Annotated in this window: 23 protein-coding genes and 1 pseudogene; 12 read left to right on the forward strand and 12 right to left on the reverse strand. The window is 68.0% G+C overall.

What is annotated here, in order from left to right:
* Nucleotides 1–255: 255 nt before the first annotated feature.
* The 4 genes from ACFWPH_RS19420 to ACFWPH_RS19435 are packed head-to-tail and all read right to left on the reverse strand — an operon-like array spanning nucleotide 256 to nucleotide 4,317.
* Nucleotides 256–1,245, reverse strand: coding sequence for an NADPH:quinone oxidoreductase family protein (locus ACFWPH_RS19420; protein ID WP_378752855.1), 990 nt, complete (start codon nucleotides 1,243–1,245; stop codon nucleotides 256–258).
* A complete protein-coding gene (locus ACFWPH_RS19425) occupies nucleotides 1,230–2,006 on the reverse strand; it encodes an enoyl-CoA hydratase-related protein (protein ID WP_378752857.1) in 777 nt (258 codons plus the stop codon). The genes ACFWPH_RS19420 and ACFWPH_RS19425 overlap by 16 nt, the downstream gene beginning before the upstream one ends.
* Entirely contained in the window at nucleotides 2,003–3,019 is a 1,017-nt protein-coding gene (locus tag ACFWPH_RS19430) for a phosphotransferase family protein (RefSeq protein WP_378752859.1), read from the reverse strand. The genes ACFWPH_RS19425 and ACFWPH_RS19430 overlap by 4 nt, the downstream gene beginning before the upstream one ends.
* Complete coding sequence (locus ACFWPH_RS19435; protein ID WP_378752861.1) at nucleotides 3,016–4,317, reverse strand: acyl-CoA dehydrogenase family protein; 1,302 nt, start codon at nucleotides 4,315–4,317, stop codon at nucleotides 3,016–3,018. Before ACFWPH_RS19435 ends, ACFWPH_RS19430 begins: the two co-directional genes overlap by 4 nt.
* 36 nt (nucleotides 4,318–4,353) lie before the next feature.
* Between ACFWPH_RS19435 and ACFWPH_RS19440 the strand changes: the two genes are divergently transcribed.
* From ACFWPH_RS19440 to ACFWPH_RS19465, 6 genes are all read left to right on the forward strand, one after another.
* The gene (locus ACFWPH_RS19440) at nucleotides 4,354–5,001 is read left to right on the forward strand and encodes a TetR/AcrR family transcriptional regulator (RefSeq protein WP_378752863.1); all 648 of its coding nucleotides are present in this window, start codon (nucleotides 4,354–4,356) and stop codon (nucleotides 4,999–5,001) included.
* 60 nt (nucleotides 5,002–5,061) lie between these two features.
* Nucleotides 5,062–6,282: an acyl-CoA dehydrogenase family protein gene (locus ACFWPH_RS19445; RefSeq protein ID WP_378752865.1), complete on the forward strand. Its 1,221-nt coding sequence runs from the start codon at nucleotides 5,062–5,064 to the stop codon at nucleotides 6,280–6,282.
* Between the two features lie 565 nt (nucleotides 6,283–6,847).
* Complete coding sequence (locus ACFWPH_RS19450) at nucleotides 6,848–7,792, forward strand: acyl-CoA dehydrogenase family protein (protein WP_378753522.1); 945 nt, start codon at nucleotides 6,848–6,850, stop codon at nucleotides 7,790–7,792.
* Nucleotides 7,793–7,797: 5 nt separating this feature from the next.
* Nucleotides 7,798–8,577 (forward strand): enoyl-CoA hydratase/isomerase family protein, encoded by a 780-nt coding sequence (locus tag ACFWPH_RS19455; RefSeq protein ID WP_378752867.1) that lies wholly within the window; start codon nucleotides 7,798–7,800, stop codon nucleotides 8,575–8,577.
* Between the two features lies 1 nt (nucleotide 8,578).
* Nucleotides 8,579–9,784 (forward strand): acyl-CoA dehydrogenase family protein, encoded by a 1,206-nt coding sequence (locus ACFWPH_RS19460; RefSeq protein WP_378752869.1) that lies wholly within the window; start codon nucleotides 8,579–8,581, stop codon nucleotides 9,782–9,784.
* Entirely contained in the window at nucleotides 9,781–10,893 is a 1,113-nt protein-coding gene (locus ACFWPH_RS19465) for an acyl-CoA dehydrogenase family protein (protein WP_378752871.1), read from the forward strand. The genes ACFWPH_RS19460 and ACFWPH_RS19465 overlap by 4 nt, the downstream gene beginning before the upstream one ends.
* Before the next feature lie 145 nt (nucleotides 10,894–11,038).
* Here ACFWPH_RS19465 and ACFWPH_RS19470 read toward each other — a convergent pair whose 3' ends face one another.
* From ACFWPH_RS19470 to ACFWPH_RS19495, 6 genes are all read right to left on the reverse strand, one after another.
* Nucleotides 11,039–11,755 carry a histidine phosphatase family protein gene (locus ACFWPH_RS19470; protein ID WP_378752873.1) on the reverse strand — a complete coding sequence of 239 codons (717 nt, stop codon included), beginning with the start codon at nucleotides 11,753–11,755 and terminating at the stop codon, nucleotides 11,039–11,041.
* 158 nt (nucleotides 11,756–11,913) lie between these two features.
* A complete protein-coding gene (locus ACFWPH_RS19475) occupies nucleotides 11,914–13,611 on the reverse strand; it encodes a class I adenylate-forming enzyme family protein (protein ID WP_378752875.1) in 1,698 nt (565 codons plus the stop codon).
* Between the two features lie 220 nt (nucleotides 13,612–13,831).
* Nucleotides 13,832–15,025 carry a MaoC family dehydratase N-terminal domain-containing protein gene (locus ACFWPH_RS19480; RefSeq protein WP_378752877.1) on the reverse strand — a complete coding sequence of 398 codons (1,194 nt, stop codon included), beginning with the start codon at nucleotides 15,023–15,025 and terminating at the stop codon, nucleotides 13,832–13,834.
* 13 nt (nucleotides 15,026–15,038) lie between these two features.
* On the reverse strand, nucleotides 15,039–16,022 hold the full coding sequence (locus tag ACFWPH_RS19485) for an MDR family oxidoreductase (RefSeq protein WP_378752879.1): 984 nt from the start codon (nucleotides 16,020–16,022) through the stop codon (nucleotides 15,039–15,041).
* 170 nt (nucleotides 16,023–16,192) lie between these two features.
* The gene (locus ACFWPH_RS19490) at nucleotides 16,193–16,945 is read right to left on the reverse strand and encodes an SDR family NAD(P)-dependent oxidoreductase (protein WP_378752881.1); all 753 of its coding nucleotides are present in this window, start codon (nucleotides 16,943–16,945) and stop codon (nucleotides 16,193–16,195) included.
* A 314-nt stretch (nucleotides 16,946–17,259) separates the two neighbouring features.
* On the reverse strand, nucleotides 17,260–18,810 hold the full coding sequence (locus tag ACFWPH_RS19495) for a class I adenylate-forming enzyme family protein (RefSeq protein WP_378752883.1): 1,551 nt from the start codon (nucleotides 18,808–18,810) through the stop codon (nucleotides 17,260–17,262).
* Between the two features lie 81 nt (nucleotides 18,811–18,891).
* Here ACFWPH_RS19495 and ACFWPH_RS19500 point away from each other — a divergent pair.
* From ACFWPH_RS19500 to ACFWPH_RS19510, 3 genes and pseudogenes are all read left to right on the forward strand, one after another.
* A pseudogene (locus ACFWPH_RS19500) lies at nucleotides 18,892–20,013 on the forward strand (CaiB/BaiF CoA transferase family protein); the annotation flags it as partial.
* A 386-nt stretch (nucleotides 20,014–20,399) separates the two neighbouring features.
* Nucleotides 20,400–21,668, forward strand: coding sequence for an acetyl-CoA hydrolase/transferase family protein (locus ACFWPH_RS19505; protein ID WP_378752885.1), 1,269 nt, complete (start codon nucleotides 20,400–20,402; stop codon nucleotides 21,666–21,668).
* Complete coding sequence (locus ACFWPH_RS19510) at nucleotides 21,668–22,432, forward strand: enoyl-CoA hydratase/isomerase family protein (protein ID WP_378752887.1); 765 nt, start codon at nucleotides 21,668–21,670, stop codon at nucleotides 22,430–22,432. The genes ACFWPH_RS19505 and ACFWPH_RS19510 overlap by 1 nt, the downstream gene beginning before the upstream one ends.
* Before the next feature lie 104 nt (nucleotides 22,433–22,536).
* Here ACFWPH_RS19510 and ACFWPH_RS19515 read toward each other — a convergent pair whose 3' ends face one another.
* Nucleotides 22,537–22,944, reverse strand: coding sequence for a hypothetical protein (locus ACFWPH_RS19515; RefSeq protein WP_378752888.1), 408 nt, complete (start codon nucleotides 22,942–22,944; stop codon nucleotides 22,537–22,539).
* On the opposite strand from ACFWPH_RS19515, the gene ACFWPH_RS19520 reads away from it, so the two are divergent.
* The 3 genes from ACFWPH_RS19520 (at nucleotide 22,943) to ACFWPH_RS19530 (ending at nucleotide 25,432) form a co-directional block, all read left to right on the forward strand.
* On the forward strand, nucleotides 22,943–23,161 hold the full coding sequence (locus ACFWPH_RS19520) for a hypothetical protein (protein ID WP_378752890.1): 219 nt from the start codon (nucleotides 22,943–22,945) through the stop codon (nucleotides 23,159–23,161). The genes ACFWPH_RS19515 and ACFWPH_RS19520 overlap by 2 nt on opposite strands.
* A gap of 23 nt (nucleotides 23,162–23,184) precedes the next feature.
* A complete protein-coding gene (locus tag ACFWPH_RS19525) occupies nucleotides 23,185–24,459 on the forward strand; it encodes a glutaminase (RefSeq protein WP_378752892.1) in 1,275 nt (424 codons plus the stop codon).
* A 130-nt stretch (nucleotides 24,460–24,589) separates the two neighbouring features.
* Nucleotides 24,590–25,432 (forward strand): alpha/beta fold hydrolase, encoded by an 843-nt coding sequence (locus tag ACFWPH_RS19530; RefSeq protein ID WP_378752894.1) that lies wholly within the window; start codon nucleotides 24,590–24,592, stop codon nucleotides 25,430–25,432.
* A 288-nt stretch (nucleotides 25,433–25,720) separates the two neighbouring features.
* On the opposite strand, the gene ACFWPH_RS19535 is transcribed toward ACFWPH_RS19530, so the two are convergent.
* Complete coding sequence (locus tag ACFWPH_RS19535; RefSeq protein WP_068047632.1) at nucleotides 25,721–25,918, reverse strand: ferredoxin; 198 nt, start codon at nucleotides 25,916–25,918, stop codon at nucleotides 25,721–25,723.
* Between the last annotated feature and the right edge of the window lie 4 nt (nucleotides 25,919–25,922).

The raw sequence follows: 25,922 nt of genomic DNA on the forward strand, positions 1-25,922 counted from the left end.
CGGCCCGTCCGTGCCGCGTGGAGCCACCGTCGCCTGCCGGCCCGCACTCCGTTGCCGCGTGCCATGGGCTGACCGAAACCCCGGCTGATTGTCGAGCATGATGGGCGGCCCCCTCTCGGTACACCCTCAGTATTGGGTCCAGTGTCCCCCGGTGGCAAGACCCGTTCAGTAGAATCGCAAGTGGGCCAGCGGTATTCGCGGGATACCGGCAGCTCCGAGCGTAGATACTCATGGCGCAGGAAGCGGAGGAGCAGTTCAGAGGCTCGGATCGAGTACTATCTTGCCGACCGCGTAACCATCGGCGAGTTCGCGCAGCGCCGCCGCCGCGCGCTCCAGCGGGAACACCCCGCCGATATGCGGCTGCACCCGTCCAGAGGTCAGTAATTCGGTCAGTTCTCGTTCGTTGCGGTCGAACTCGTCCGCTGCGATGTTCCCGAATTGAAACCCCGCTATGGTCACTCCCTTGATCAGGACCAGATTCAGCGGTATGCGGGGGACGGTGCCGGAGGCGTAGCCGATGGTGACGAAACGGCCGCCGGGGGCCAGTGAACGGAGAGCGGGTTCGGACAACACGCCGCCCACCGGATCGAGGACCGCGGTGGCGCCGTCGGGCACCGCGGCACGCAGGGCGTCGCGGAGTCCGCCGGGGCGATGATCGATCAGATGATGTGCGCCGTATGAGTGGGCGGTGGCGAGTTTCGCCGCCGAGGACGCCACGGCGACGACCTCCGCGCCGAGGGAAACCGCCAGCTGCACCGCCGCCAGCCCGACCCCGCCGCCGGCGCCGAGGACGATCACGGTATCGCCCGCCTGGACGCGGGCCACCGACCGCAGAGCGTGGTATGCGGTGCGGTGGGCGACGCCGAAGGCGGCGGCAGTGTGATCGTCCACGCCCCCGGGGACCGGCGTGAGCGTGGCGGCACTGACCACGATCTGGTCGGCGAAGGCGCCGTACAGACCGGTTCCGGTGACGCGGTCGCCGACCGTCCATTCCTCGCAATCCGGTCCCAATGCGACGATCTCCCCGGCGAATTCACTGCCCGGAATGAATGGCGTCGGCACACCGACCTGGTATTTGCCCGCGATCAGCAGCACATCCGGGAAGTTGACGGCGGCGGCGCGTACGCGAACCCGAGCCTGCCCGGCGCCGGGTACGGGCACGGGCCGGCTCTCGATCCGAAGCACGTCCGGTGCGCCGTATTCGGGGCACACCACCGCCCGGACACCGATCACTTCCCTTGCCACACCGGTTCTCGTTTCTCCATGAACGCCAGAGCCCCTTCCTTGGCGTCCGCGCTGCCGAAAACAACGCTCTGCCAATGCCGCAGCCGCTCGTCCGCCCTGCTCTGGTCGGTGACCGACAGCCGAACGAGTTCCTTGCACGCGGCCACGCCGAGTGGGCCGTTGGCGGCAATGCGACCGGCGAACCCGAGCGCGGTCTCGAGTACCCGGTCGGGCGGTGTCACCGCATTGAACAGACCGATCTCGTAGCCGCGGGCGGCGGTGATGTATTCGCCGGTCAGGGTGAGTTGCAACGCGATGCCGAGCGGAATGCGTTCGGCGATATAGGTGCCACCACCGCCGGGGAAGAGGCCGCGCTGCGTCTCGGGGAGCCCGAACTTCGCCGTTTCGGCGGCAACGATGAGGTCGCAGCCCAGTAGGAGTTCCAGGCCGCCGCCGACCGCGGTGCCGTTGGCGGCGCCGATCACCGGAACTTCTACCTTGCCGCGAGTGAGGCGCTGGAAGGCACGGTTTTCCGGGGTATCGCTGAACCCCACATCCTCGCCGCCGGAAAAGGCTCGCAGATCCATACCCGAGCAGAACGCCTTCTCACCGGCCGCGGTGAGTACCAGCGCCCGGATCTCCGGATTCTGCTCGGCCTCGAGCACGGTGGCGCCGATTCCGGCGATGAGGTTTCCGTTCAGCGCATTACGAGCCTGCGGCCGGTTCAGGGTGAGAACGGTGACCGCACCGCGGGATTCGACCAGGAATTCGTCATCGCTCATATGCGGTACTCCGTTGTTTCGGCGAGTTCGGCGGCCGAGCGCATGAGTTCGGGGACGATCGGGCCGAAGGATTGCAGTTTCACATCATCGCCCGCGCGCTGGAAACCCTGTTCCAGCACGATGGCGAGTTTCCATTTGGCGAGTACCAGGTAGTAGTCGAGATCATCGACCTGGCGTCCGGACACCTCCGCATAATGCGCCACCACCTGATCGCGCGAGGGCATATCGCGCATATCCACATACCCGGAATCGTCCGGTACGGAGGTGTCGGCGGGCCAGCTCTGCACCATCCACGCCAGGTCCAGTTTCGGATCGCCGACGGTGCCCATCTCCCAGTCCACGATCGCCGCCAGCCGGGCGGGTGCGCCGTCGCGATACATGACATTGGCGAACTGGTAGTCGCCGTGCATGAGGCCGGGGCGGTAGTCGAGCGGGCGGTGTGCGCGCAGCCAGCGGGTCGCGGTGTCCATCCCGTCGAGTTCGCGGCCCTTGATCCGGTCGAAGAAGCCGGTCCACCGGGTGACCTGGCGTTCGTGGAAGCCGTCCGGCCGGCCCAGGTCGTGCAGGCCCCGGTCGCGCCAATCCACGGTGGACAGCAGGGCGATACCCTCGGCGAGCTGGTAGGCCAGTCCGGCGCGGGCGGCGGGGTCGGTATCGAAGGGCGCCGGCCAGACCCGGCGATGATCCATCGGCGACCAGCCGTCCACGAATCCCATCAGGTAGAAGGTGCGGCCGAGCACGGCGGTATCGGTGCATACGGCCACCGCAGGAGTATGCGGTACATCGGTGCCGTCCAAGGCCTCGATGATCCGCCATTCCCGTAGGATGCCCTTGTCCCGGTCGGCGGGTGCGTGCACGGGCGGAATGCGCAGTACGCACCGGTGTTCGCCGCGGGTGATCTCGTAGATCTCGTTCTGTGTTCCGCCGGACAGCAACCGGGTCTGTAACGGTTCGCCTCTGCCGGGAAGCCCGGATTCGTCCATCCAGTTCGCCAGTGGCGTGAAGTCGATCATAGGCTGTCTGCCTCGTTGTCCAGGTAATCGGCGTATTTGGCGCGGGCGGACGCGAGTCGCCGAGGTATCCATTCGGTCGGCCAGTCGTCGTCGCTGGGCCGGTAGTCGCGCAGCACCTGCTTGGCGACGGTCATCTTGTGGACCTCGGTGGGCCCGTCCGCCAGTCCCATCACCCCGGCGCCGTGGATCATGGTGAAGAACGGCATCTCGTTGGTGGTGCCGAGAGCGCCGTGGATCTGCATGGCCCGCCAGGCGATATCGTGCAGAACGGCGGGCATCACGACCTTCACCGCGGCGATATCCTTGCGGACCTTCTTGTAGTCGTTGTACTTGTCGATCTCCCACGCCGTGTGGAGTACCAGCAGCCGGAACTGTTTCAGCTGGGCGTAGGAATCGGCGATATAGCCTTGGACGAACTGTTTATCCGAGAGCCGGCTGCCCGCGGTTTCCCGGCTCAGCGCGCGTTCGCACATCATATCGACGGCCTTCTGGGCGAGTCCGATCGTGCGCATGGCGTGGTGGATCCGGCCGCCGCCGAGCCGGGTCTGGGCGATGACGAACGCCTGGCCTTCGCCGCCGAGCAGCGATTCGGCGGGTACCCGGACGTTGTTGTAGTGGATGAGGGCGTGGGAGCCGTCGTTCAGCGGTTCACCGGCCAGTCCGATATTGCGTTCGATCTCGATACCGGGAGTATCGGCGGGCACCAGGAACATCGACATCCCCTTGTAGGGGCTGACGTCGGGATTCGTCACCGCCATGACGATCAGGAACGATGCGGTACGGGCGTTGGAGGAGAAGAACTTCCGGCCGTTGATCACCCAGTCGTCGCCGTCGCGTTCGGCGCGGGTGCGGAACAGGGTGGGGTCCGCGCCGGCATGCGGTTCGGTCATCGAATAGCAGGAGAACAGTTCGCCGTCGAGCAGCGGCTGCAGGTACCGCTGCTTCTGGGTTTCGGTGCCGTAGTGGGCGATGATCTCGGCGTTACCGGTATCGGGGGCCTGGCAGCCGAAAACGATGGGCGCCCACGGACTGCGGCCCAGGATCTCGTTGAGCAGCGCCAGTTTCAGCTGCCCGTACCCCTGACCGCCCAGTTCCGGGCCGAGGTGGGTCGCCCACAGGCCTTGTTCGCGCACGCGCTGTTTGAGCGGATCTATCGCCGCTCGGCGGGCGCCCGCGAGGGGGACGAATTGTTGATGCGGCCACACCAGATCCAGGGGTTCGACCTCGTCCCGGACGAAGGTATCGGCCCAGTCCAGCTTCGCCTGGAAGTCGGGTTCGGTCTCGAAATCCCATGCCATTTGCGACTCCTCTCGTTCGGTGAGAATATCCTTCTTGTGGACAAGAATGCAATTCTTCCGGAGTCGGGGCTGGTCGGGCGGATTGCCCGGAAGGCGGTGGCCGAACGGGAGGCCGGATACGCCGGCGAGATCCGCCGGCTCCTCGATGCCGCGCTCGATCAGGTGCGGAAGGGTGGTCCGAATGTGCGCCCGCGGGTCGCCGATATCGTCGCCGCCGCCGGACTGTCCAACGACGCCTTCTATCGGCATTTCCGGTCGAAGGATGCGCTGATGGCGGCCGTGCTGGCGGACGGGGCGGAACGGCTCGCGGACTATGTCGCGCATCGGATGTCGAAGGAATCGGGTCCGGAGCGCCGGGTGCGGAGCTGGGTGGCGGCGATCCTGGCGCAGGCGGAACCGGCGAGCGCGGCCGATACCCGGGCGGTGTTGTGTCAGACCGGTGCGCTCGGCGTGGACCTGGTGTCGGGGCAGGCCGGTTCGGCGCCGCAACGACTCGCGGTCCTGCTGTACGAGCCGTTCGAAAGTCTCGGGGTGGGGGAGCCGGAGCTCTGTGCGGGGCTGGTGGCCTACGCAATCGTCGGCAAGTTGTCGGAGTATCTGTGGTCGAACACCGAGCCGACACCGGAGGAAGTCGAGCGATTGGCCGGATTCTGTCTCTCGGTGGCCGCCGCTGAGGCTCGATAGCGGTCTAACGCAACCCGGTAAACATTGCAATCCTTGTTAGGATTGACGTAATGTACGCCCATGGACTTCACGATGGGTGCAACCGCCGGGGAGCTCCGCGGCGAGCTACGCCGGTTGATCGCCGACGAGGTCCCCGCCGGCTATCTGGGTGCCTTCACCGATGATCCCGCGGATCTCGCTGTCGCTCAGCGCTTCTGTGCCACGCTGGCCGAACGCGGTCTGCTGTGCCTGGCCTGGCCGCAGGAGTTCGGTGGGCGCGGTGCCTCGATCTGGGAGCAGACCGTCGTGCGCGAGGAGATGTGGGCGCAGCACGAACCGCGCGGCGCGCAATATATGGGCGTGAACTGGGTCGGGCCGACCATCATGCGGCACGGAACACCCGAACAGCAACGCAAACATCTTCCGCCGATCGCGCGCGGGGAGGTCATCTGGTGTCAGGGATTCAGTGAGCCCGAGGCCGGCTCCGATCTCGCCTCGCTGCGCACCACCGCCCGGCGCGACGGGGACGGCTGGTCCATCTCCGGGCAGAAGATCTGGACCTCCTACGCCACCATGGCGCAATGGTGTTTCCTGCTGGCCCGGACCTCCCACGAAGGTCGTAAACAGCAGGGGCTCACCGTTTTCCTGCTGCCGATGTCCGATCCGGGAATCACCGTCCGGCCCATCGACGCAATGCTCGGGCCACATCACCTCAACGAAGTGTTCTTCGACGGTGTCCGGGCGACCGAGGCCGACGTGCTGGGCGAAGTGGACAACGGCTGGTCGGTGGTCCAGGAGGTGCTGGCCTTCGAACGGGTCGGTATCGCCCGCTACGCCCGCTGTGAACGGCTCCTGCACGCCGCGCCAGAGGTTCTCGGCGAACACTGGGACGGAATCCCGGAGACGCTGCGTGGCCGCTGGGCGCGCATGCTGATGCGCTGCCGCCGGGCTCGGTTGCTGGCCTATCAGGTGCTCGCGCTGCAGAATTCGGGCACAGTCGCGCCGGGGGATGCGGCGGCCTATCGGATCGCGGTGACCCGGCTCGACCAGGAAAGCGCCGAAGTGCTGGTGGAATTGGCCGCGACCGTACCCGGCGATACGGACGACAGTCGGCGGTTTCAGCGCGCCGTGCACGATCACTGGCGCTACGCGAATGCCGCCACCGTGGCGTCCGGCAGTATCGAGGTGCAGCGCATCCTGCTGGCGCGGGAACTGCTCGCAGACCCCGCGAGGGGGACTGCCGCGGGACGGTCCGGTCGGGCGAACAACGCCGGTCCGGTCACCGGACAGGCCCGGTCGTGAGTGGTTCACCTGCCGCGGCAACCGATACCGTGGCGCGGCCGCCAGACTGCGCGGAGCCGGCCCACCGGGCCCGGCTGTCGACGCGTGTAGCCATTCCGGCTTCTGCCGCCGGGCAGCCTCGGTGCACCGAAGACTGCCCGCCGCAGTCTCGTCCGGCTGCGCCCGCGATGAGGTCCGCCGACCCGGGAACGGAAACATCACGGCCCGCGGCGTCGGGTGGGAACCCGGTCACGGGTGGCCCCGTCGATGCGGCCGGGTGCGGGTATTGCGACAGGCAGGCGGCACACGATGCGGTGGCCGGTCGGGGCCCGGGTTCCGGGTCCGGGCGATCGAATCGGCACCGGGTCCGGGTTCGGGGTGGGGCGGAGTATCGTTCGCGGCCCGAGCGGATGCGGACAACGCAGGAGGACGCGCGAGCTGCCCACAACCGGCAGGGATACCGCGTCCGGCGGAGGAGGACAGCGTGAGTACACCCAGTCGAGGAGATATGCCCTCCGGCGACTCCCGCTCCGGGGGCGCAACAATCGCGGATCGCAGCCATACCTCGGCGCGCGCGGACCACGAGCTGCAAATAGAATTGCGCGCGGAGGCAAGGGAATTCGGTCGCGAAGTGGTGGGGGCGCTCGGCGCGGCCGGCGGCGATGAACTCGTGCAGCGGGCGGAACGGGCACCGAGCAGCCGAGGCGAGCTGGTGGAGCCGGTGCTCGGCGGACTCGGTGTCTGGGAGCTGGCACCGCGGCGTGACCCGGTGGAGCTCGAGGCGGCCGCGGCGGTATGCCGGGCCGCCGGGTACTGGGCGGCGCCGTACCCGGTGGCGGAGCGGCTGGCGCGGCCGGACGAGCCGGGTTACGACGGGTTGATCGTGGTGGCCGGGCCGGAACCCGCGGGCCCGGTGCTGGGTACCGGCCTCCGGTGGGCGACCGTATCGATGGCGGGGGGGCGCGGAGTGGCGACCCCGTCCGGGACCGCGCAGTCCGCGCGGGAGTCGGCGTTCGTCGTCCCGCTGGCCGTCCGGCCCGTGGCAGGGGACGGCACCGCGGACCTTGCGCTCGCGTTGACACTTCCGTGCTGGACTCTGCTGGGCATGCTGGACCGGGCCCTCGAGCTGACCCGGGCGCATGTGCGGCTCCGCGAACAGTTCGGGCGCCCACTGGCCGAATTCCAGGGTGTGCAATTCCAGCTCACCGATGCCGAGGTCGAGCGGCGGGGAGTCGACCTGCTCGCCCGGTACGCCCTGTGGAGCATCCAATCCGGGCGTCCCGAAGCGCTCGACGATGCCCTCGCCTTACGCCTGGCCGCGATCGAGGCGGCCGATATCGTGTTCCGGGTGGCGCATCAGCTGCACGGCGCGGCCGGGTTCTGCGATGAGACCACGCTGTCCTGGCTGTCCCGCTACAGTCTTCCGTTGCGGCGCCTGCCGTTCGCCGCCGTCGGCACCGAGCAGGCGTTGACCGGCCGGATCGGCCGCCGCGGGCTGGCCGGCCTGTTCTCCGACCCGATGGGGGTGTGAGACCTATGCGATACGACCTGCCGGAGGTCCTCACCGTCACCGGTGCCGGACCGATCCGCACCGTCACCATCAACCGGCCGGCCGAGCTGAACGCGGTGAACGCCGACCTGCATCGGGCGCTGGCCCAGGTGTGGCGGCAGCTGGCGGCCGATACCGAAGCCCGGGTGGTGATCCTGACCGGGGCGGGCCGGGCGTTCAGCGCCGGTGGCGACCTGGACTGGATCACCTCGTTCCTCGACGATCCGGTGGCCCGCGACGAAAGCATCCGCGAAGGCGCGGAGATCATCGAGGAACTGCTGCGCTGCCCGCTGCCGGTGATCGCCGCGGTCAACGGCCCGGCGGTCGGGTTGGGTGCCAGTATCGCCATCCTCTCCGATATCGTCCTCATCTCCGACCGCGCCCATCTCGCCGACCCGCATGTGGCGGTCGGTTTGGTGGCCGGCGACGGCGGCGCCGCGTTCTGGCCGCTGCTGACCCCGATTCTGCGCACCCGCGAATACCTCTACACCGGTGACCGGATCGACGCCGCCACGGCGGTGGAACTCGGGCTGGCCAGCCGGATGGTGCCCGCCGACGATCTGCTCCCGGCCGCGAACCGTCTCGCCGAGCGCCTGGCGAATCAACCGCAGAACGCGCTGAGCAGCACCAAACGGGTGGTGAACATGTATCTCTCGCAGGCTCTGGCCGGCCCGCTGCAAGCCGGATTCGCGGCCGAAGTGGTCACTATGCAATCCCCGGAACACCGGGAGCGCCTCGAGGCCCTGCGCGAACGGGCGCGGCGATAACGTGGGCGCCGAAACCTCCACCGCTCTCGCGGATTTTCGTGCCAGCGTGCGGGATTGGTGCCGCACGCACGTTCCCACCGAATGGCGCACCGCCCAAACCGGCGCCACCGACGCCGAATTCGTCGACTTCCAGCAGACCTGGTTCCAGGAACTGCGCACCGCCGGCTACGCCGTCCCGCACTGGCCCCGCGAATACGGCGGCGGTATGCCGATTCCCGAACAGATCGTCCTGTACCAGGAACTCGCCGCGCACGACGCCCCCCGGCTGGTGCTGGCGTTCGTCGCCATCCACCACGCGGCTGCCACCCTGCTGGCCGGCGGCACCGCAGAGCAACGGCAGCGGCATCTGCCCGCGATCCTCGACGGCGAACTCTGGGTGCAGGGATTCTCCGAACCGGGCGCGGGCTCCGATCTGGCCGCGTTACGCACCGCCGCCCGGCGCGACGGCGACGACTACCTGGTCACCGGCCAGAAGGTATGGGCCAGCGGCGCCCAATACGCCGATTGGTGCCTGCTGCTGGCCCGCACCGACCCGGAGGCCCCCAAACGCAAAGGCATCTCTTATTTCCTGATGGATATGCGCAGCCCCGGGGTCGACGTCCGGCCCATCCGGCAGGCCACCGGTGAATCGCATTTCTGCGAGATCTTCCTCGACGACGTGCGGATCCCCGCCGCGAACCTGCTCGGCGCCGAAAACCGCGGCTGGCAGCTGGCACAACAGACCCTCGGCGCCGAACGCGGTCTCACCATGCTGGAACTCGCGGAACGCCTCGGTAATGCGGGGTTCGGCTGGTTGGTCGAGGAATGCCGGAAATCCGGCGCCCTCGGCCGGTCCGCCCTCGACGATCCCCGGACGACCGACCGGCTGGCCCGGCTGGAAACCGAGCTGACCGGCCTCCGCGCCCTGTGCCGTGACCTGGTCGAACGCCACGACGCCGGCACCGTCGGCCCCGCCGACGCCTCCATCGTCAAGCTGTACTACAGCGAACTCCTGCAGCGGATGACCGATTTCGGTGCCGAAATCAGTGGGCTGCCGGGCCAGACCGTCCTGCGCAAACCGATGTCGGGTGGCTGGGAATCCGGCGCCTGGATCCTGGATTTCGTCGGCTCCTGGGAATGGACGATCCCCGGTGGCAGCAGCGAAATCCAGCGCACGATCATCGGTGAACGCGGGCTGGGGCTACCCAGGGAACCGGCGGGAGCATGATGAGCGACGATTTCGCCGAATTCCACGACGAACTGCGCACCGTGGCGCGGGAGCTGCTCGGCAAGACCGGCGAGGCGGCGGTCGAATGGTCCGCGGTGGCCCGCGCGGGGTGGGCGGGGCTCGAGGTGCCGGAAGAATTCGACGGCACCGCAGCAACATTCACCGAGACCGCGGTCCTGCTGGAAGAGATCGGCCGGGCGGCGGCCCGTACCCCGTATCCCGCCGTCGCCGCGGCGGGTATCGGCACCCTGTGCTCACTGGAACCGACTACCCGCCGCGACGTCGTACTGTGCGAAACCGTCGCGGGAACTGCGCGCCCCGTGGCGGTACTCGCGGGAAACACGGTGCCGGCGGCCGGCGGCGAAACGGCTTGTGCCGGCACCGGAGGCATAGTACCCACCTTCGAATTGGTCCAAACCGGTAAGGCGACCCTGCTGTCGGGAACAGCGGATTTCGTCCTCGACGCGCCCGCGGCCACGGTATTGCTGATTCCTGCCCGTGCCCCCGGCGGTGCCCTCGGTGTCGCCCTGGTCGAACCCGGTGCCGCGGGACTGGAGATCACCGAGCTGCCGGTGGTCGACGAAACCCGCTCACTCGGCAAGGTCACCGCCCTGGACGTGGCCTTGGCGCCGCAATCGTTCGTCCCGTTCCCGCCCGGTGCACCGCACCCCCTGCGACTTCTCTACGACCGCGCGGCCCTTGCGGTGGCCTGCGACAGCCTGGGCCTCGCGGCCGCCATGCTGGATGCGACCGTCGGCTACACCCGGGTCCGCGAACAGTTCGGCCGCCCGATCGGATCCTTCCAAGCGGTAAAACACGCCTGTGCCGACATGCTGGTGGAGTCGACCATCGCCCGGCAACTGGTCACCACCGCATTGACCGCCGTGACCACCGGCGACCCGGACAGCAGCCGTGCGGTGAGCATGGCGAAATCGTTCACCGGCGAAGCCGCGGTCCGGATCGCCGGTGCCGCGATGCAGCTGCACGGCGGGATCGGTTACACCTGGGAAAGCGGAATCCACCGCTACCTCAAACGCGCCACCCTCAACCGGTCCCTGTACGGCTCACCCGCCGACCACCGCCGCGAACTCGGCGCTCGATATCGGTGACGCCGCCGGGACACGACAACAACACAGGGTGCCGATAAGACGCCTGCCCACTGGATCCGGTTCCCCGCGGCCTTGGGGGCGCCCCGGACTACCGGCGATGTCCCCCGACCGCCCGCACAGAGGGTCGGGGGACAGCCTGTCCGGTTCAGCCGATCGGGGTGCCGTCCCAGGAGACGAGCCGCCAGCCCTTCTCCGGAGTGCCCTTCACAACCACCCGGCTGGTGTTCTGCAACGGGTCGTTCTGCAGTTTGCTCAGGTCCGGGTCGGAGACGGAGAGCATTGTCCAGACCATGATGGCACCGCCGTGCGAGAAGATCATCGGACGCTTGCTGCCGCGGTTCTGGATGTCCTGGATGGAATCGTCCATGCGCTTCTTGAACTCGTGACCGTTGATCGAACCGGGGATGCGGGCGTCCAGATTGCCCTGGATCCACTGGATCGGTGCTTCGAAGTAGCCCTGGCCGGCCTCGTGCTCCGGTTTGCCCTCGTAGATGCCGGCCTCGATTTCGTGGAGACCAGGCTCGACGGTTACTGGGCTGTCACACTGGTCCGAGGTCGGCTGCGCCGTCTGCTGGGTCCGGATCATCTTCGATGCGTAGATACCGTCGAATTTGCAATCGGACAGGTACCCGGCAACCGCTTCCGCTTGGGCCCAGCCCTTGTCGGTCAGTTCGGGGCCGGGAGTGGATGTGTCGATCAGGCCGGAAGCATTGCCGGCCGATTCGCCGTGGCGGATGAAGGTGAGGAACATTTCACCGGTCTGCGGTGCGGCGACCGCGCTGCCGCTGCCGGCGGCGAGGATCGCCATCGCCGCGATGATCGCTCCGATCATCGCGGACAGGCGGGATTTGATCAGATACACAGGGACTCCTCCAGGATGGACGCCGGCCACATCGGATGCTGACAGTGGCCGGAACCGGCACGCTATGGTTCGCGCGAGAAGATCCCAAGATGCTCTCCCGCTGAATGGCACCTCGGCGCTACCGCAGGGCACCGACGGCCCGTACGAGCGCGACCTGTTTACCGTGCGGCGAGTTGCTGTGCTGCCAGCAGCCTCAGATCGCTGGATTTGATCTTGGCGCTGGAGCTGAGCGAGAGGTCGGCTTCGGTGAAGAACAGGATTTCGCGGGGGACCTTGTAGCTGGCGAGTTGGACGCGCAGGTGGTCGCGGATCGCGGCGGCGTCGAGGGTGTGGCCGGTGTGCGGGACGACGCAGGCTACGACCATTTCGCCCAGGGTTTCGTGGGGGACGCCTACGGTGCGGCCGATTTTCACGCCGGGATATCGGGCGAGTACCTCGTCTACTTCGAGTGGGGAGACGTTCGCGCCGCCGGTCTTGATGATATCGGTGAGCCGGCCTTTCCAGTAGAGGCGGCCTTCGTCGTCGAGGTACCCGCCGTCGCCGGTGTGGAAATAGCCTTCGTCGTCGAGGGTTTCGTCGAGGGGTGTGCCCACGTAGCCGAGCATGAGGGTAGGCCCTTTGACGCAGATCTCGCCGTGCTCGTCCCTGTTCAGAATCGTGCCGGTGAGGGGGTCGCTGATCTTCACCGTCACGCCGGGTAACGGCATACCGCTGCTACCGGCGATCGTTTCCTCGGGGGTGCGGGCCGGGAAACACGTGGTGATGGTGAAGGTTTCGGTATTGCCGTAGGCGTGCCCGGGTTCGGTCCAGTCGCTGTCGATGGTGGGATGGGTGGCCAGCGGGAGGTCGCGGTCGACGAAACGCAGGCTGCTCAGGTCCACGGTGTTCCAGTTGGGGGCGCCCTGGAGCTGGGCGTGCTGGTGCGGCCAGGAAACGGGGAACGTCACCCGCTGCGCCTGCATCAGCTCGAGGGCTTCCTCGGCATCGAACATCGACTGCAGGACCAGGGTGCCACCGGCGGCGAGGGTGGCGCCCAGCGCCTGGCCGAAATTGCCGGACCAGAAAAAACCGTTGGCGGTCCAGCAACGCACCTCGTCGTCCGGGCCGAAACCGAACATCCGCCGGAACCGCCACAGCTGGATCGTGACCCCGCGGTGTGCGCTGCGGATACCTTTCGGTTTGCTGGTGGTGCCGGAGGAGAAGAACAGTACCGCGGTGTCACTGGGCTGCACGGTCGCGGCGGTCGCGGCGATCAGCGCGGGATCGGTGTCCGCAGCGTGTGCGAGGAAATCGTCCCAGCTCTCGATAGCTGTCGCCGGCACCGGTTCCCCGACCGCCGCCAGATAGCGCAGGAAAGGATATTCGGTCGAGGCGACCGCGCCGGGACCGGCGGTGCCGAGCTGTGGTTCCAGGCCGGTGAGTACCTCGCCGAAATCTGTTTTCGCGACGCGGCGTTCGAACAGCAGCACCGACACCCCGGAGATCCGGAGCAGATGATCGAGCTCGGGTGGTGTGGAGAACGTACTCAGCGCCACCGCGACCCCGCCCGCCAGCGAGGTACCGAAAACCGCCGCGAGCCATTCGGCGCGGTTGGTCATCAGCACACCGACGCGGCTGTCCTTCCCGACCCCGCACGCCCGCAGCGCCCGCGCGACCTCGTTCGCCCGGTCCCACAGGCCGGTGTAGGTCCATTCGACGCCGTCGGCGGGGGAGATCAGCGCGGTGCGATCGGTGTAGGAGCCGGTGACCTCCCGGAGGAATCCCGGGAGAGTGAGCGTGCCCAGGCCGGGTTCCTCGGTCAGGGGCGGACCCGCGACAATCGCCGGGGCGGGAGTGTTCTGGGTCCCGGTGCTCATCGCCGGCGTCCTCTCTGATGGTGCTCCGCACGCGGCGCACAAATGGTGCTGGGGGCCGGCAACCGGATCGCGCCGGCCCGTCGTTCTGTGCCGTTGTGGTCCGGGCGTGCGGTCCGTTCCCGGTGTCGTCCGTATCGCACAGCATGCGATCCGGCGCTCGCGTCGTCTGTTATCGGGTTTGCACGGGGCGCTGGGACCGACGCGCCCCGCGGCGGCTGCGTTACAGCGGTAGCTCGACCTCGGCAGTGCAGGAGACCAGCATCCCGCCGTCCTGGTTGGTGAGCTTCAGCTTCACCTGGACCAGCGGCACGCCCCAGGTCGATTCTGGTGTCTTGTCCACGATTTCGGCGTCGAAGTAGGTGACATCGCCTTCGAAGGCGGGCCCTCGGAAATCGGCCTTGGTGTGCCGGACCATGCCGTCGTTGCCCGCCCAGTAGGCCAGATAGTCCGTGCACCAGCCGCCCATGGTGGCCCCGTACCCGTAGGCGCGTGCCATCCCCACATCACCGGCCTTGTCGGCGTCGATATGGCCGCGGGACGGCCCGACATACAGGCCGTCGCGCAATCGCGGATCGATCTTCGCGCCTTCTTCGTCGAAGCCGAACCCCTCGGTCCAGCCGGGATCCTGGTAGACCCACGGATCCTCGATACCTGCGGGCGCCGTCCACCGGAAGGTGCCCCAGATGTTGAACAGGAAGGCCCGGTATTCGGTGGTGAAGCTGGCGATACTGTGCGGGCCGATCACCCGGCGCGGCAGTTTGTCGCCGACCTTCACCTCGTCGAAATGCGGGGAGACGCCGAGCCGGTTCGACATCAGCCATTCCGTGCGCAGGGCGTCGACTTCGGCGAGTTCGGCGGCCGTCCATTTCTTGATCTCGCCGAGCTGGTTCTCGTACATCCCGCGTTTGTTCGCTTCCTCGGCGAGGTAGCGGATCGCGGTCGACCGTTCCTTGGCGACGAGTACCCCGTGCTGGTTGCGGTGGACGGTATCGCCGCGGGAGAACATGGTGGGCCCGGCGAATTTCGTTTCGGCGACCTTGTAGTCGTGGAACCGCCGATCCTGGAACAACTGGTCACCGGGCCGCACGGGGCACCCGTAGAACCACCACTCCTCGCCGCCGAAGATGAGGTGGCTGTTGGGGATATGCCCCACGCAGGCCGGTGCCGCACCGTGACCGTAATCGAGGGCGACCGCGATCGACTGCGGCGCGACGAGCCCGCCGTAACGGGATTCGCGGGCGAACTCCTGATCCCAGTGCAGCGGGTTCGGGTAGTCCATCGCCATCACCCAGCGGCGGATATCGGAGGTGCTGCACGGATCCCACAGTTGTCCGCCGCCGATGGGTTTGCCGACACGGTGGTCGACATCGCTCAGGTCGAGTTCGACGGTCGGTTGGGTCGCCTTCTTGGTCACGAGAAACTCCTGCTCAGCGGTTCACATCGACGACTATGCGGCCGCGGACGGTGCCCGCGATGAAACCACCGGCCGCCTCGATCGATTCGCCGAGGGAGATCTCCCGGGCGATCGAATCGAGCACGGTGGGGTCCAGATCGCGGGCCAGGCGGGCCCAGGCGTCGAGTCGTTTCTGGAGGGGCGCCATCACACTGTCCACGCCCAGCAGCGCAACGCCGCGCAGGATGAACGGGGCGACCGACGCCGGGAAATCCATGCCCTGGGCGAGGCCGCAGGCAGCCACCGCACCGCCGTAGCGGGTTTGCGCGGTGGCATTGGCGAGGGTGTGACTGCCGGCGGTGTCGACGACACCGGCCCAGCGTTCCTTCTGCAGCGGTTTGCCCTTCTCGGCGAAGTCGGCGCGGTCCACCACCGTGGTCGCACCGAGCTGCTTCAGGTAGGCGTGCTCGTCGGCCTTGCCGGTGGCGGCGGCGACGGTGAAGCCGGCCTTGGTGAGCAGGGCGATGGCGACACTGCCGACCCCGCCGGTCGCGCCGGTCACCAGGATTTCGCCGGCGTCCGGGGCGAGGCCGTGGTTCAGCAGTGCGTCCACGCACAGCGCGGCGGTGTAGCCCGCGGTGCCGATCGCCATGGCTTGCCGCTCGGTGAATTCGCCGGGCAGCGGAATCAGCCAATCGCCGTCCAGCCGGGCACGCTGGGCGAGGCCACCCCAATGGGTTTCGCCGACGCCCCAGCCGTTCAGGACGACCTTGTCACCGGCGGACCACCGGGAGTGGCTGCTCGCGGTCACCGTGCCGGCGAGATCGATACCGGGAACCATCGGGAACTTGCGCACCACGGGGGAGGCGCCGGTGATCGCGAGCGCGTCCTTGTAGTTGAGGGTGGAGTAGGCCACCTCGATTTCGACGTCGCCCTCGGGCAAGCGGTCGTCGTCCACACTGGTGAGTTCGACCTGGGGGCCGGCTTCGCCCTTGTTGATGACAATTGCGGAGAACATCGGTGATGTGGTCCTTCCTCGATCCGTTCGGGATATGTGCCGTTCCAGCATCTCGAACGGCAACGGTTCGGTGGACGGGTGCCGGTCCGCACGGTTGGAGAATTTAATTCTCCGAATATAAGAATCATATTTCCAGCCGCGGTTATTGCTGTCAACACCCGGTCCGGTGGTCAGTGCGCCGTCCACCCGCCGTCGACGACGATGGTCTGCCCGGTGACATAGCGACCCGCATCGCCGGCCAGCCAGACCACCGCGCCGACCATGTCCTCGGCGGTCCCTTCGATGGGCAACGGAATATTGCGCCGCAGGTATTCGGCACCCCGGTCACTGTCGTACAGGCTGCCGGTGATCTCGCTGCGGAAGAACCCCGGCGCCACCGTATTCACCCGGATCGAATGCCGGGCCCACTGAACGGCGAGTTCGGCAGTGAGTCCGGACAATCCAGCTTTGCTCGCGGCATAGGAGGCCTGCGGAATGCCCGGCACACCCACTCGCCCGCTGATCGAGGAGATATTCACGATGGATCCGCGGCCGAGTTCACGCATATACGGGAAAACCTGCTGAGCCAGCAGCAGCGGCGCCACAAGGTTGAGGTCGAGGGTGCGCCGGATATCGTCGAGCGGTTCGGATTCCGCGCGTTCGGCGCCGAATCGGTTTCCCGCGGCATTGATCATGATCTCCGGTGGTCCCAACCGGCTGGCGATCTCCGGGACGATCTCCGCGATCGCCGCCGGATCCGAAAGGTCACCGCTGCAAGCGATTCCCCCGATTTCCCCGGCCAGCGCGTCGAGCCGATCCCGCCGCCGCGCCACCACCGCGACCCGTGCGCCGAGCGCGGCCAGCGCCCGGCTCACCGCCGCCCCGAGCCCGGACGAAGCGCCGGTCACGATGGCGACCCGCCCACCCAACTCGAACGACGGCAATGTCGCCGTATACGCGTCGACAGCAGTGTGTTCACCAGATATCGGTGCGTGCTCCGGTCGGCCACCGGACCCGGCTGGTTCCGGACCCGACTTCCGCTGCCCGGGTACTACGGGCCTGCGTGAGGGCCGTGCATCGCGCCGCCGCGCTGTCGACCCTCGACCTGCTTCGCTTATTTCGGCTGTGCGAGAGCTGGGCGAAAGCGATGGTGGACGCTGCGGCGTCGCCGGTTCCGGCTCGCTCATACCGTGGTGCCGAGGCAGGTCCGGGGGCCCTGCCCGCTGCGGCTGCGCTGATGCGTCCGGCCCCGGCGTGCTCATGCGGTGCCCGCGCGGGAAATCAGTTCGGGCAGTCGCGTGCGCACGACCTTGCCCATGGCGTTGGTGGGTAGCGCTTCGACCGCAGCCCATACCTCCGGCACCTTGTAACCGGCGAGTTCGCGCCGGCAGTATTCGGCGAGTTCGGTGAAATCCACGGCCGCTCCGTTCGTCTGGACCACTGCCGCGACCTGCTGGCCGAGTCTTTCGTGCGGTACCCCGCAGACCGCGGATCTGCCCACCGCGGGATGTGTGTCCAGGACCCGCTCCACCTCGAGTGGATAGATATTGGCACTCCCGCGGATGATCACCATCTTCTTACGGTCCAGCAGGGTGAGCCGGCCGTCCGAATCGACCGTACCGATATCGCCGGTGGCGACGGGCCCCTCGGGCGATGGTTCGATTCCGCCGCCGGTCCAGTGACCGAGCAGTGGGCGCCACATGTCCGCCCACGGTCCCCCGGTTCGTGCGGACAGCCGGAGTTCGCCGATTTCGCCCGGCGGAAGCCGGTTTCCGTCGTCGTCGTAGGCCGCGACGTCATAGTGTGGCAGCACCGTGCCGCTCGTTCGCGGAGTCCAGTCCGCGCCGGGTGGGTCGATCGAGACCACGGTCGGCGCCTCGGTGAGCCCGTAGGTCACCCGCGGGACCAGCCCGTGCGCGGCGGCGAAGGCCTCGCGGAGCCGGTCCGGGGTATCGCTGCCGCCGCTCCACACCTCGCGCAGCGAACTCAGATCCAGTTCCGGATGGGCGGCCAGATCGTGCAGCTGGGCGGGTGCCCCGTTCCAGACCGTCACCTTCCGGGTGGCGATCCACTCGGCGACCCCGGCCAGATCCCGGCGATCCATGATCACGGCGCAGCCGCCCGCCTGGGCGGTGAGCAGTGTCGACAAGACGATCATGTTGAGGATCGTCAGCGGGAAGCTATCGCCTTTACGCAGATCCGGTCCCCATTGCCGGGTCGCGACCAGCACCGCGCCGGGCAACAGCATATTGCGCTGACTGTGCACGACCGCCTTCGGCCGCCCGGACGTTCCGCTGGTGAATGCGATCCCGGCGGGTGCGTCGAGCACGGTGTCGACAGCGGGCGCGGCGGGCCCGCGCTGAGCTGCCGCCCACCGGGCGGTATCCACCCGGGCCGGTGTATCGAGCCGGCAGCGTGGGCCCGCCAGGACGACCTTCGGTTCGATCAGGTCGTGCAGGTACTGCTGTTCGGCTGCCGCCATCGCCTCACCGATACCCGCCCAGATCGCGCCGATCCGCTGGGCACCGTGGAAGGCGGCGACGATATCGAGGTCGTTGGGCAGGCAGGCCGCCACCCGATCGCCGGGGCGCACGCCGAGCGACCACAGTGCGGCCGCGGCGGCATCGGCGTGTCCGTCGAGTTCACGGTAGGTCCAGATGCCTGACGCCGCCTCGATCGCGGGGGCGTCCGGATGCGCGGCCAGAGCCGGTCGCAGCACCGCCGCGATGGACGCGGGTAGCGGGACCGCGCCGCGGGTCGCGGAACCTCCGTCGCCGGAAACGTCGTTCTCGCCATTGAAAATGGGCACCTGTACTTGATATCACTATCCTTACAAAGATTCATCAGATAGCCGTCGATTTCTTCGCGCGGCCCGGTGAAGGTAGGGCATATGCAGCACACAGGGCCGCTGGCCGGGGTCCGGGTCATCGATCTGACCGCCATGGTGATGGGTCCCTACTGCACCCAGATCATGGCCGATATGGGTGCCGATGTGATCAAAGTGGAACCCCCGGCCGGAGACAACACCCGCTACATCTCGGTGGGCCCCGAGGAGGGGATGGGCGGGGTCTTCGTGAACGTGAACCGTGGCAAACGCAGTGTGGTCCTCGATCTGCGTGCGGAGTCGAACAAGGCGGCGCTACGCGAACTGATCGCCGACGCCGACGTGTTCATCCACTCCATGCGCGGAAGAGCCGTCACCGCACTGGGCTTCGGCTACGAACAGGTGGCGGAGGTGAACCCGGGCATCGTCTACACCAACTGCTACGGCTACGGCCGCCGCGGCCCCGACGCCGACCGCACCGCCTACGACGACACCATCCAGGCCGAATGCGGTGTGCCGTACGTGCAGCAGATGCTCACCGGCGAACCGGGGTACGTCGGCACGATCATGGCCGACAAGGTCGCGGGAATGACCGCCCTCTACGCGACGATGATGGCGCTGTTCCACCGCGAACGCACCGGCGAAGGGCAGGAGGTCGAAGTGGCCATGTTCGAGACCATGGCCGCGTTCATGCTGGTGGAACACTCCAACGGCGCCCTGTTCGACCCGCCGCTCGGCACCGCCGCCTACCCGCGTGCGGTCACGAGTGAACGCACCCCGTACCGCACCGCCGACGGCTATATCTCCGCACTGGTCTACAACGACAAACAGTGGAACGCCTTCATCGCCGCGGTCGACCCGCCCTGGGCGGGCCCGGAATTCGCGACCCTCGCGCAGCGCGCCGCCCGGATCGGCACCGTCTACGCGCACCTCCGCGAAACCTTCCGCGGCCGCACCACCGCGCAATGGCTGGACCTGCTGAACTCCCTCGATATCCCGGCTGCCCCCGTGAACACCCTCGACGAACTACTCGACAACCCGCAACTGACTGCCACCGGCTTCTTCGAAACAGTCGAGACACATACCGGCCCGGTGCGTTTCCCCGGACCACCCACGTGGTTCTCCCGTACCCCGGGCCGGGTTGCCGGGCCCGCCCCCCGGCTCGGCGAGCACACTCCGGAGGTCATGGGCGGCGGTACCGGGGCTCCGGTATCGGCCGAATCGGTGCGGGCCGGATGGCCGGCACGCGCCGACAGGACAGACTCGTACCCGCTTACCGGCCGGGCAGAGGAGCCCGGGCACGCCCACGATTCGACGGGTACCGCCGCCGGGGCGCCGGCGCTGTCCGGTGCCGCCGTGTGTGCCGGACCGGCCGGGTCGCCCGATCCCGCGCGTGCCGGGGTTTCTCCGGCGCCGGCTGGTTCTGCCGAGACCGGCGATCCAGGAGGGGCCCCGAAGCCCGGCTCGGTGGGATCCTCGCCGTCCCTTCCGAGAACTGCGGGAGAGGCGAAAGGGGAGGGCGCGCACCGGCCGGCCGGTACGCAGGCCGTACCGGCGGACCGAGGGGAGCGCCGGTGAACACGATCGAGGCCGGTGAGCTGGAGCTGCGCCGATACCTGCGGCCGGGCGACCGGATCGTGATCGGTCAGGCATGCGGGGAACCGAGCACACTGATCGAGGCACTGATCGCGCAGGGACGCGAGATCGGGGGACTGTCGGCTTTCGTCGCCACCAGTTTCTCGGGCATCTTCACGCCGGAATCCACCGAATCGTTCGCGCTGTCGAGTATGGGGGCCATCGGTTCGCTGCGCACCCTCACCCGGGCACACCGGCTCGGCATCATCCCGTGCCATGTCGGCCGGGTGGGCCCGATGATCGAGGCCGGAACCCTCGGCTGCGACGTGGCTTTCGTGCAGGTCAGTCCTGCCGACGAGAACGGGCGGCACAGTTTCGGGCTGATCGGGGACCATACCCGGGCCGCGGTGGACCGGGCGCGGGTGGTGATCGCCGAGGTCAACGAGCATGTGCCGTACACGCTCGGCGAAGGGCTGCGGGCCGAGGAGATCGATTGCGCGGTCCGGGTTTCGCGCAGCCCGGTACAGGTCCCGCCCGCCGCGATCGGCCCCACCGATGAAAAGATCGCGAAATACGTCGCCTCCTACATCGAGGACGGTGCCGTACTCCAGGTGGGCGTCGGTGCCGTCCCCGACGCAGTCCTGCGCCTACTCACCGACCGCCGGGACCTGGGTGTCCATTCCGGAATGGTCGGTGACGGTGTGGTCGACCTGATCGAAGCCGGTGCCGTCACCAACGCGCGCAAGCCGATCGATCCTGGGGTGACGGTTACCGGCGCCCTCATCGGCACCGACCGGCTCTACCGTTTCGCCGACCGTAATCCGGGACTGCGGTTATGTCCCACCTCCTACACCCACGACGCGGCGATCCTCGCTCGGCTCGACGGACTGGTCACCCTCAACTCCGCGATGGAAGTCGACCTCACCGGTCAGGTGAACGCCGAACAGAGCGGATCGGCGTACCTGGGCGGCACCGGCGGCCAGGTGGATTTCGTCCGCGCCGGCGCCCGCTCCCGCGGCGGGCACGCCGTGATCGCGCTGCCCGCTACCGCGAAAGGCGGCACGGTCAGCCGGATCACCGGCCGGCTGTCCGGTCCGGTGACCACCGCGCGCAGCGATGTGGATGTGATCGTCACCGAATTCGGTGCCGCCGAACTCACCGGCTGCCCGCTGCCCGAACGCACCCGCCGGCTGATCGCCATCGCCCACCCGGATTTCCGGGAAGACCTGGACCGGGCCGCTTTCGAGATCCAGCGCAGAGGATTCTGATGACCGACGCCGTACTCTTCGACGCCCGGCCCGACGGGATCGCGGTCATCACCCTGAACCGCCCGGACCGCCGCAACTGCCTCGACAAAGATATCCGGACCGGCCTGTTCGACGCCTGGGACCGCTTCGAACACGACCCGGCCCTGCGGATCGCGATCCTCACCGGAGCCGGCCGCAAAGCCTTCTGCGCGGGCGGGGATCTCGCGGAGATGGTGGAGACCCGCATGGGTGAGCCACCCCGCGATATGTTCCCGCTGCCCTACGACACCATCGAACTGTCCAAACCGACCATCGCCGCGGTCAACGGCGCCGCCTTCGCGGGCGGCTGGATGATCGCCCAGGCCTGCGATCTGTGCGTGGCCAGTACCACCGCCACCTTCGCGGTCACCGAGGTGAAGGTGGGCCGAAGCTCTCCCTGGGCCGCGCCGCTGATCCATATGATCCCGCAGCGGATCATGATGGAAATCCTGCTCACCGGCGACCCGATCACCGCCCAGCGCGCCTACGAGATCGGGCTGGTCAACCGGCTCGCCGAACCCGGCGAACTGCTCGATACCGCGCTCGACCTGGCCGGCCGGATCCTGGCCGGCGCGCCACTGTCGGTGCGCGCGGCCCGGGAAACCGTCATGCTGGCAACCGAGATGGGCCGCTCGGCGGCCTCGGCGGCGGCCCGGCACGCCGCGTCCCGCGCCTACCGCAGCGCCGATGCCCAGGAAGGCCCCGCCGCGTTCGCGGAAAAACGGAAGCCGCGCTGGACGGGGTGATGAACTGCCATTTCACGCTGCTGCCCTACGACGCCTGAACTGGTCGCGCTCGGGAGCATGCTTCGACGAGCGCGCGGCACTGGCCGGGTTGCAGCGGCTGAGAATCAGAAAACCTCGGCCGTGAAGCCCTCGGCGTCGCGGACCCGGAAAATATCGTGCAGCACAGTGGTGAGGACGTACAGGATCTGCTCGGGGTCGAGTCCGGCCTCGTCGGGGCGCATTTCGTAGGTCACCTCGCCCGTGACGAACCCCAGTTCGGCCAGCAATGCAAGTTCCCGCTCGGTGAACCCGGTCGGCCCGGCGGGGTTACCGCGGCGCAACCGCTGGTACAACGTTCGGCGCAGCGGCCCCGCGGGATCGACGACTTCGATATGGAAAACGCCTCGGGACTCGGCAAGCCATTGGACGGTGCCGGGACCGGCGCTTATCACCACCGTGCCGTGCCCGGTGCTGCCGCCGACCTCGATCGAACGATCCACCAGGTCCCGGACTGCCGCGCGTAGAGAATGCATGGTCCGAGTATGGATCGCCGCGACCGACGGCGAGGCACAAGAGCTGTTCTACCCCGGGTGCCGGGAAATCCACGACCGCATCGGCGCGTTGCGCGGCCGGCCGCCGCTGCGCCGGGAACAATTCGACGCCGAGGTGGAGAGCGGGTCGCTGTATGTCGGTTCGGTGGAGACCTGGTCACGCGCGCTACCCGGAGCGGGCATGAGATCTGCTCGGTGATACGCCTGCAGGGAGGAGCACGAATGCGATCGGTCGTTCCCGACTACCTGACCGAGGCACTCGGAGATGTCGAGCCGGACACCTCCGGAGAGCCGGCGGGCTATATCCCCGAACTCGCGGCTGCGGATCCCGACCGCCTCGGCGCGGTCTTCGCCACCGTCGACGGTGTGGTTTACGGCGCCGGCGATATCGATACCGAGTTCACGATCCAGTCGATCTCCAAGCCGTTCGCCTACGCGCTGGCACTGGCCGATCGCGGTTTCGGCCCGGTGCTCGCCAAAGTCGATGTCGAGCCGTCGGGGGAGGCGTTCAACCAGATCGCCCTCGAGGGCGATACCGGGCGCCCCTACAACCCCATGATCAACGCCGGCGCGATCACCGTGCATGCGCTGGCCGGCCCGGCGGGACTGACTCCGGCCGAGCGCGTGGAGCGGGTTGTGGGCGGCCTTTCGGCGTTTGCCGGCCGCCGGCTGACGATGGACGAGGCGGTGTGCGCGTCGGAGCTGGAGCACGCGCACCGCAATCTCGCCATCGCGCATATGCTTCGCAGCTACGACATCCTCACCGAGGATCCGCGGGCCGTCGTCGACGGCTACACCCGCCAGTGCTCCGTGCTCGTCACCACGCGAGACCTGGCCGTGATGGCCGCGACGCTGGCCAACCGCGGGATCAATCCACTCTCGGGTGAGCGAGTGATACCCGAACCGGTGGTGCGTCAGGTGCTGAGCGTCATGTCCACCTGCGGAATGTACGACGCGGCCGGTGACTGGGCGACACAGGTCGGCATTCCGGCGAAAAGCGGGGTGGCCGGGGGCCTGATCGGCGCGTTGCCCGGCCAGATCGGCATCGCCACGTTCTCACCACGATTGGACCGCCACGGGAACAGCGTTCGCGGAGTGTCGCTGTTCGAACGGTTTTCCGCCGATATGGGTCTGCACGTGATGGAGGTCCCGGCCGCGGCGCGCGCGGTCGTGCGGTCGAACCACGTCGCCGGCCGTGGACCGGAGGCGATCCGAGTCCTCCAACTGCAGGGCGGGATCGGCTTTGCCGCAGCCGAGAGAGTAGTTCGAGAGGCCGTGGACACCGCGCCCGCAGAAGCCAGGGTGGCTTTGGATCTCACGATGGTCTATTCGATCGACGACGTGGGGCGGCGCATGCTGCTGGAGGTCGTGCGGCGGCTCACGCTGGATGGACACGAGGTCTACCTGGTCGACCCGGAAGCGATCATCCCCGACCCCGATCCCGGCGATGGTGGCCGGGTAACAATCGTGGGAGACATCGCACAGGCCCGCACATAGCCCGGGCAGCGTCGGCGCCACCCGAGATTCGCCACGCCCGAGATCAGGGCTGCGCACCGAAACGCAACACACCGTGTCCACTCAGTGCAAGCGGCCGGCGTCGGGCCGGCCGGTATCGGAAGGGAAGACCATGGGATATATCGCCGTCGGGCACGAGAACAGCACGCCGATCGAGCTGTACTACGAGGACCAGGGGTCGGGCCGGCCGGTCGTCCTCATCCACGGCTATCCGCTGAACGGGCACAGCTGGGAGCGGCAGACGCGCGAGCTGCTCGCCGCCGGGTACCGGGTCATCACCTACGACCGTCGCGGATTCGGGCAGTCGTCCAAGGTGGGTTCCGGGTACGACTACGACACTTTCGCGGCGGACTTGAACACGGTCCTGGAGACCCTGGACCTGCGCGATGTGGTGCTGGTCGGGTTCTCGATGGGCACGGGGGAACTGGCCCGGTACGTGGCACGCTACGGGCACGAGCGAGTAGCGAAGCTCGCGTTCCTCGCCTCACTCGAACCGTTCCTCGTCGCCCGCGACGACAACCCCGAGGGGGTTCCGCAGGAGGTGTTCGACGGTATCGCCGCGGCCGCGAAGGACGACCGGTACGCCTGGTTCACGCAGTTCTATTCGGACTTCTACAATCTGGACGAGAACCTCGGCACGCGGATCAGCCAGGAAGCCGTCACCGGCAACTGGAACGTCGCGATCGGCAGCGCCCCGGTCGCCGCGTACGCGGTCGTCGCCGCGTGGATCGAGGACTTCCGCAGTGACGTCGAGGCGGTACGCGCCAGTGGCAAACCGGCGCTGATCCTGCACGGCACCAAGGACAACATCCTGCCTATCGACGCCACCGGGCGCCGTTTTCACGCGGCATTCCCCGAGGCGGAGTATGTCGAGATCGAAGGCGCCCCACACGGTCTGCTCTGGACCCACGCCGACGAGGTGAACGCCGCACTGAACACCTTCCTCGGCAAGTAGGGCCCGAACGGAGAGCGGCCGCCCGAGCCGCCGCTACTGACGGCGCCACCGCTGCCGAACTCCAGGCTCCTCCCACGCGAGTAGCACGCGGGCGGTCCCGGCGTCCAGGCCCGAACGCCTGCACTCGCTGGTCCTGTGCCCTGCGCTCAGCCGACGACCGTAGGCCGGCCGCGCAGCTGACCACCGGTCGCCGGCTTCAGCTTCCGTTCGCGGCCGAGCGCGATGGTCGCCGTGCGCGCAGACCGGCACTCGGGACGTCGAGTGCCGGTTCCGTGTGCTCGCGCGCGGCTAGCTCTCGCCGACGATTTTGATCGCCCACTCCGGGCAGGCGTCCTTGGCGGTTTGCACCGCTTCGGTGAGATCCTCGGGGATCTCGGTATCGACCGCTTCGGCGTAACCGTAATCGTTGAGTGTGAAGACTTCCGCACACAGGGTGGTGCAGATCCCGTGGCCCTTGCAGGAGTCCGCGTCGACGATGACCTTCATGGAA

It is taken from the genome of Nocardia sp. NPDC058499, from assembly GCF_042719915.1.
GTDB lineage: Bacteria > Actinomycetota > Actinomycetes > Mycobacteriales > Mycobacteriaceae > Nocardia.

Excerpts from the sequence above, each read along its gene's own strand:
- ACFWPH_RS19425 (WP_378752857.1), bottom strand. The coding sequence starts at position 2,006 with ATGAGCGATGACGAATTCCTGGTCGAATCCCGCGGTGCGGTCACCGTT.
- ACFWPH_RS19430 (WP_378752859.1), bottom strand. The coding sequence starts at position 3,019 with ATGATCGACTTCACGCCACTGGCGAACTGGATGGACGAATCCGGGCTT.
- ACFWPH_RS19435 (WP_378752861.1), bottom strand. The coding sequence starts at position 4,317 with ATGGCATGGGATTTCGAGACCGAACCCGACTTCCAGGCGAAGCTGGAC.
- ACFWPH_RS19445 (WP_378752865.1), top strand. The coding sequence starts at position 5,062 with ATGGACTTCACGATGGGTGCAACCGCCGGGGAGCTCCGCGGCGAGCTA.
- ACFWPH_RS19455 (WP_378752867.1), top strand. The coding sequence starts at position 7,798 with ATGCGATACGACCTGCCGGAGGTCCTCACCGTCACCGGTGCCGGACCG.
- ACFWPH_RS19465 (WP_378752871.1), top strand. The coding sequence starts at position 9,781 with ATGATGAGCGACGATTTCGCCGAATTCCACGACGAACTGCGCACCGTG.
- ACFWPH_RS19475 (WP_378752875.1), bottom strand. The coding sequence starts at position 13,611 with ATGAGCACCGGGACCCAGAACACTCCCGCCCCGGCGATTGTCGCGGGT.
- ACFWPH_RS19485 (WP_378752879.1), bottom strand. The coding sequence starts at position 16,022 with ATGTTCTCCGCAATTGTCATCAACAAGGGCGAAGCCGGCCCCCAGGTC.
- ACFWPH_RS19510 (WP_378752887.1), top strand. The coding sequence starts at position 21,668 with ATGACCGACGCCGTACTCTTCGACGCCCGGCCCGACGGGATCGCGGTC.
- ACFWPH_RS19520 (WP_378752890.1), top strand. The coding sequence starts at position 22,943 with ATGGTCCGAGTATGGATCGCCGCGACCGACGGCGAGGCACAAGAGCTG.
- ACFWPH_RS19515 (WP_378752888.1), bottom strand. The coding sequence starts at position 22,944 with ATGCATTCTCTACGCGCGGCAGTCCGGGACCTGGTGGATCGTTCGATC.
- ACFWPH_RS19525 (WP_378752892.1), top strand. The coding sequence starts at position 23,185 with ATGCGATCGGTCGTTCCCGACTACCTGACCGAGGCACTCGGAGATGTC.
- ACFWPH_RS19530 (WP_378752894.1), top strand. The coding sequence starts at position 24,590 with ATGGGATATATCGCCGTCGGGCACGAGAACAGCACGCCGATCGAGCTG.
- ACFWPH_RS19535 (WP_068047632.1), bottom strand. The coding sequence starts at position 25,918 with ATGAAGGTCATCGTCGACGCGGACTCCTGCAAGGGCCACGGGATCTGC.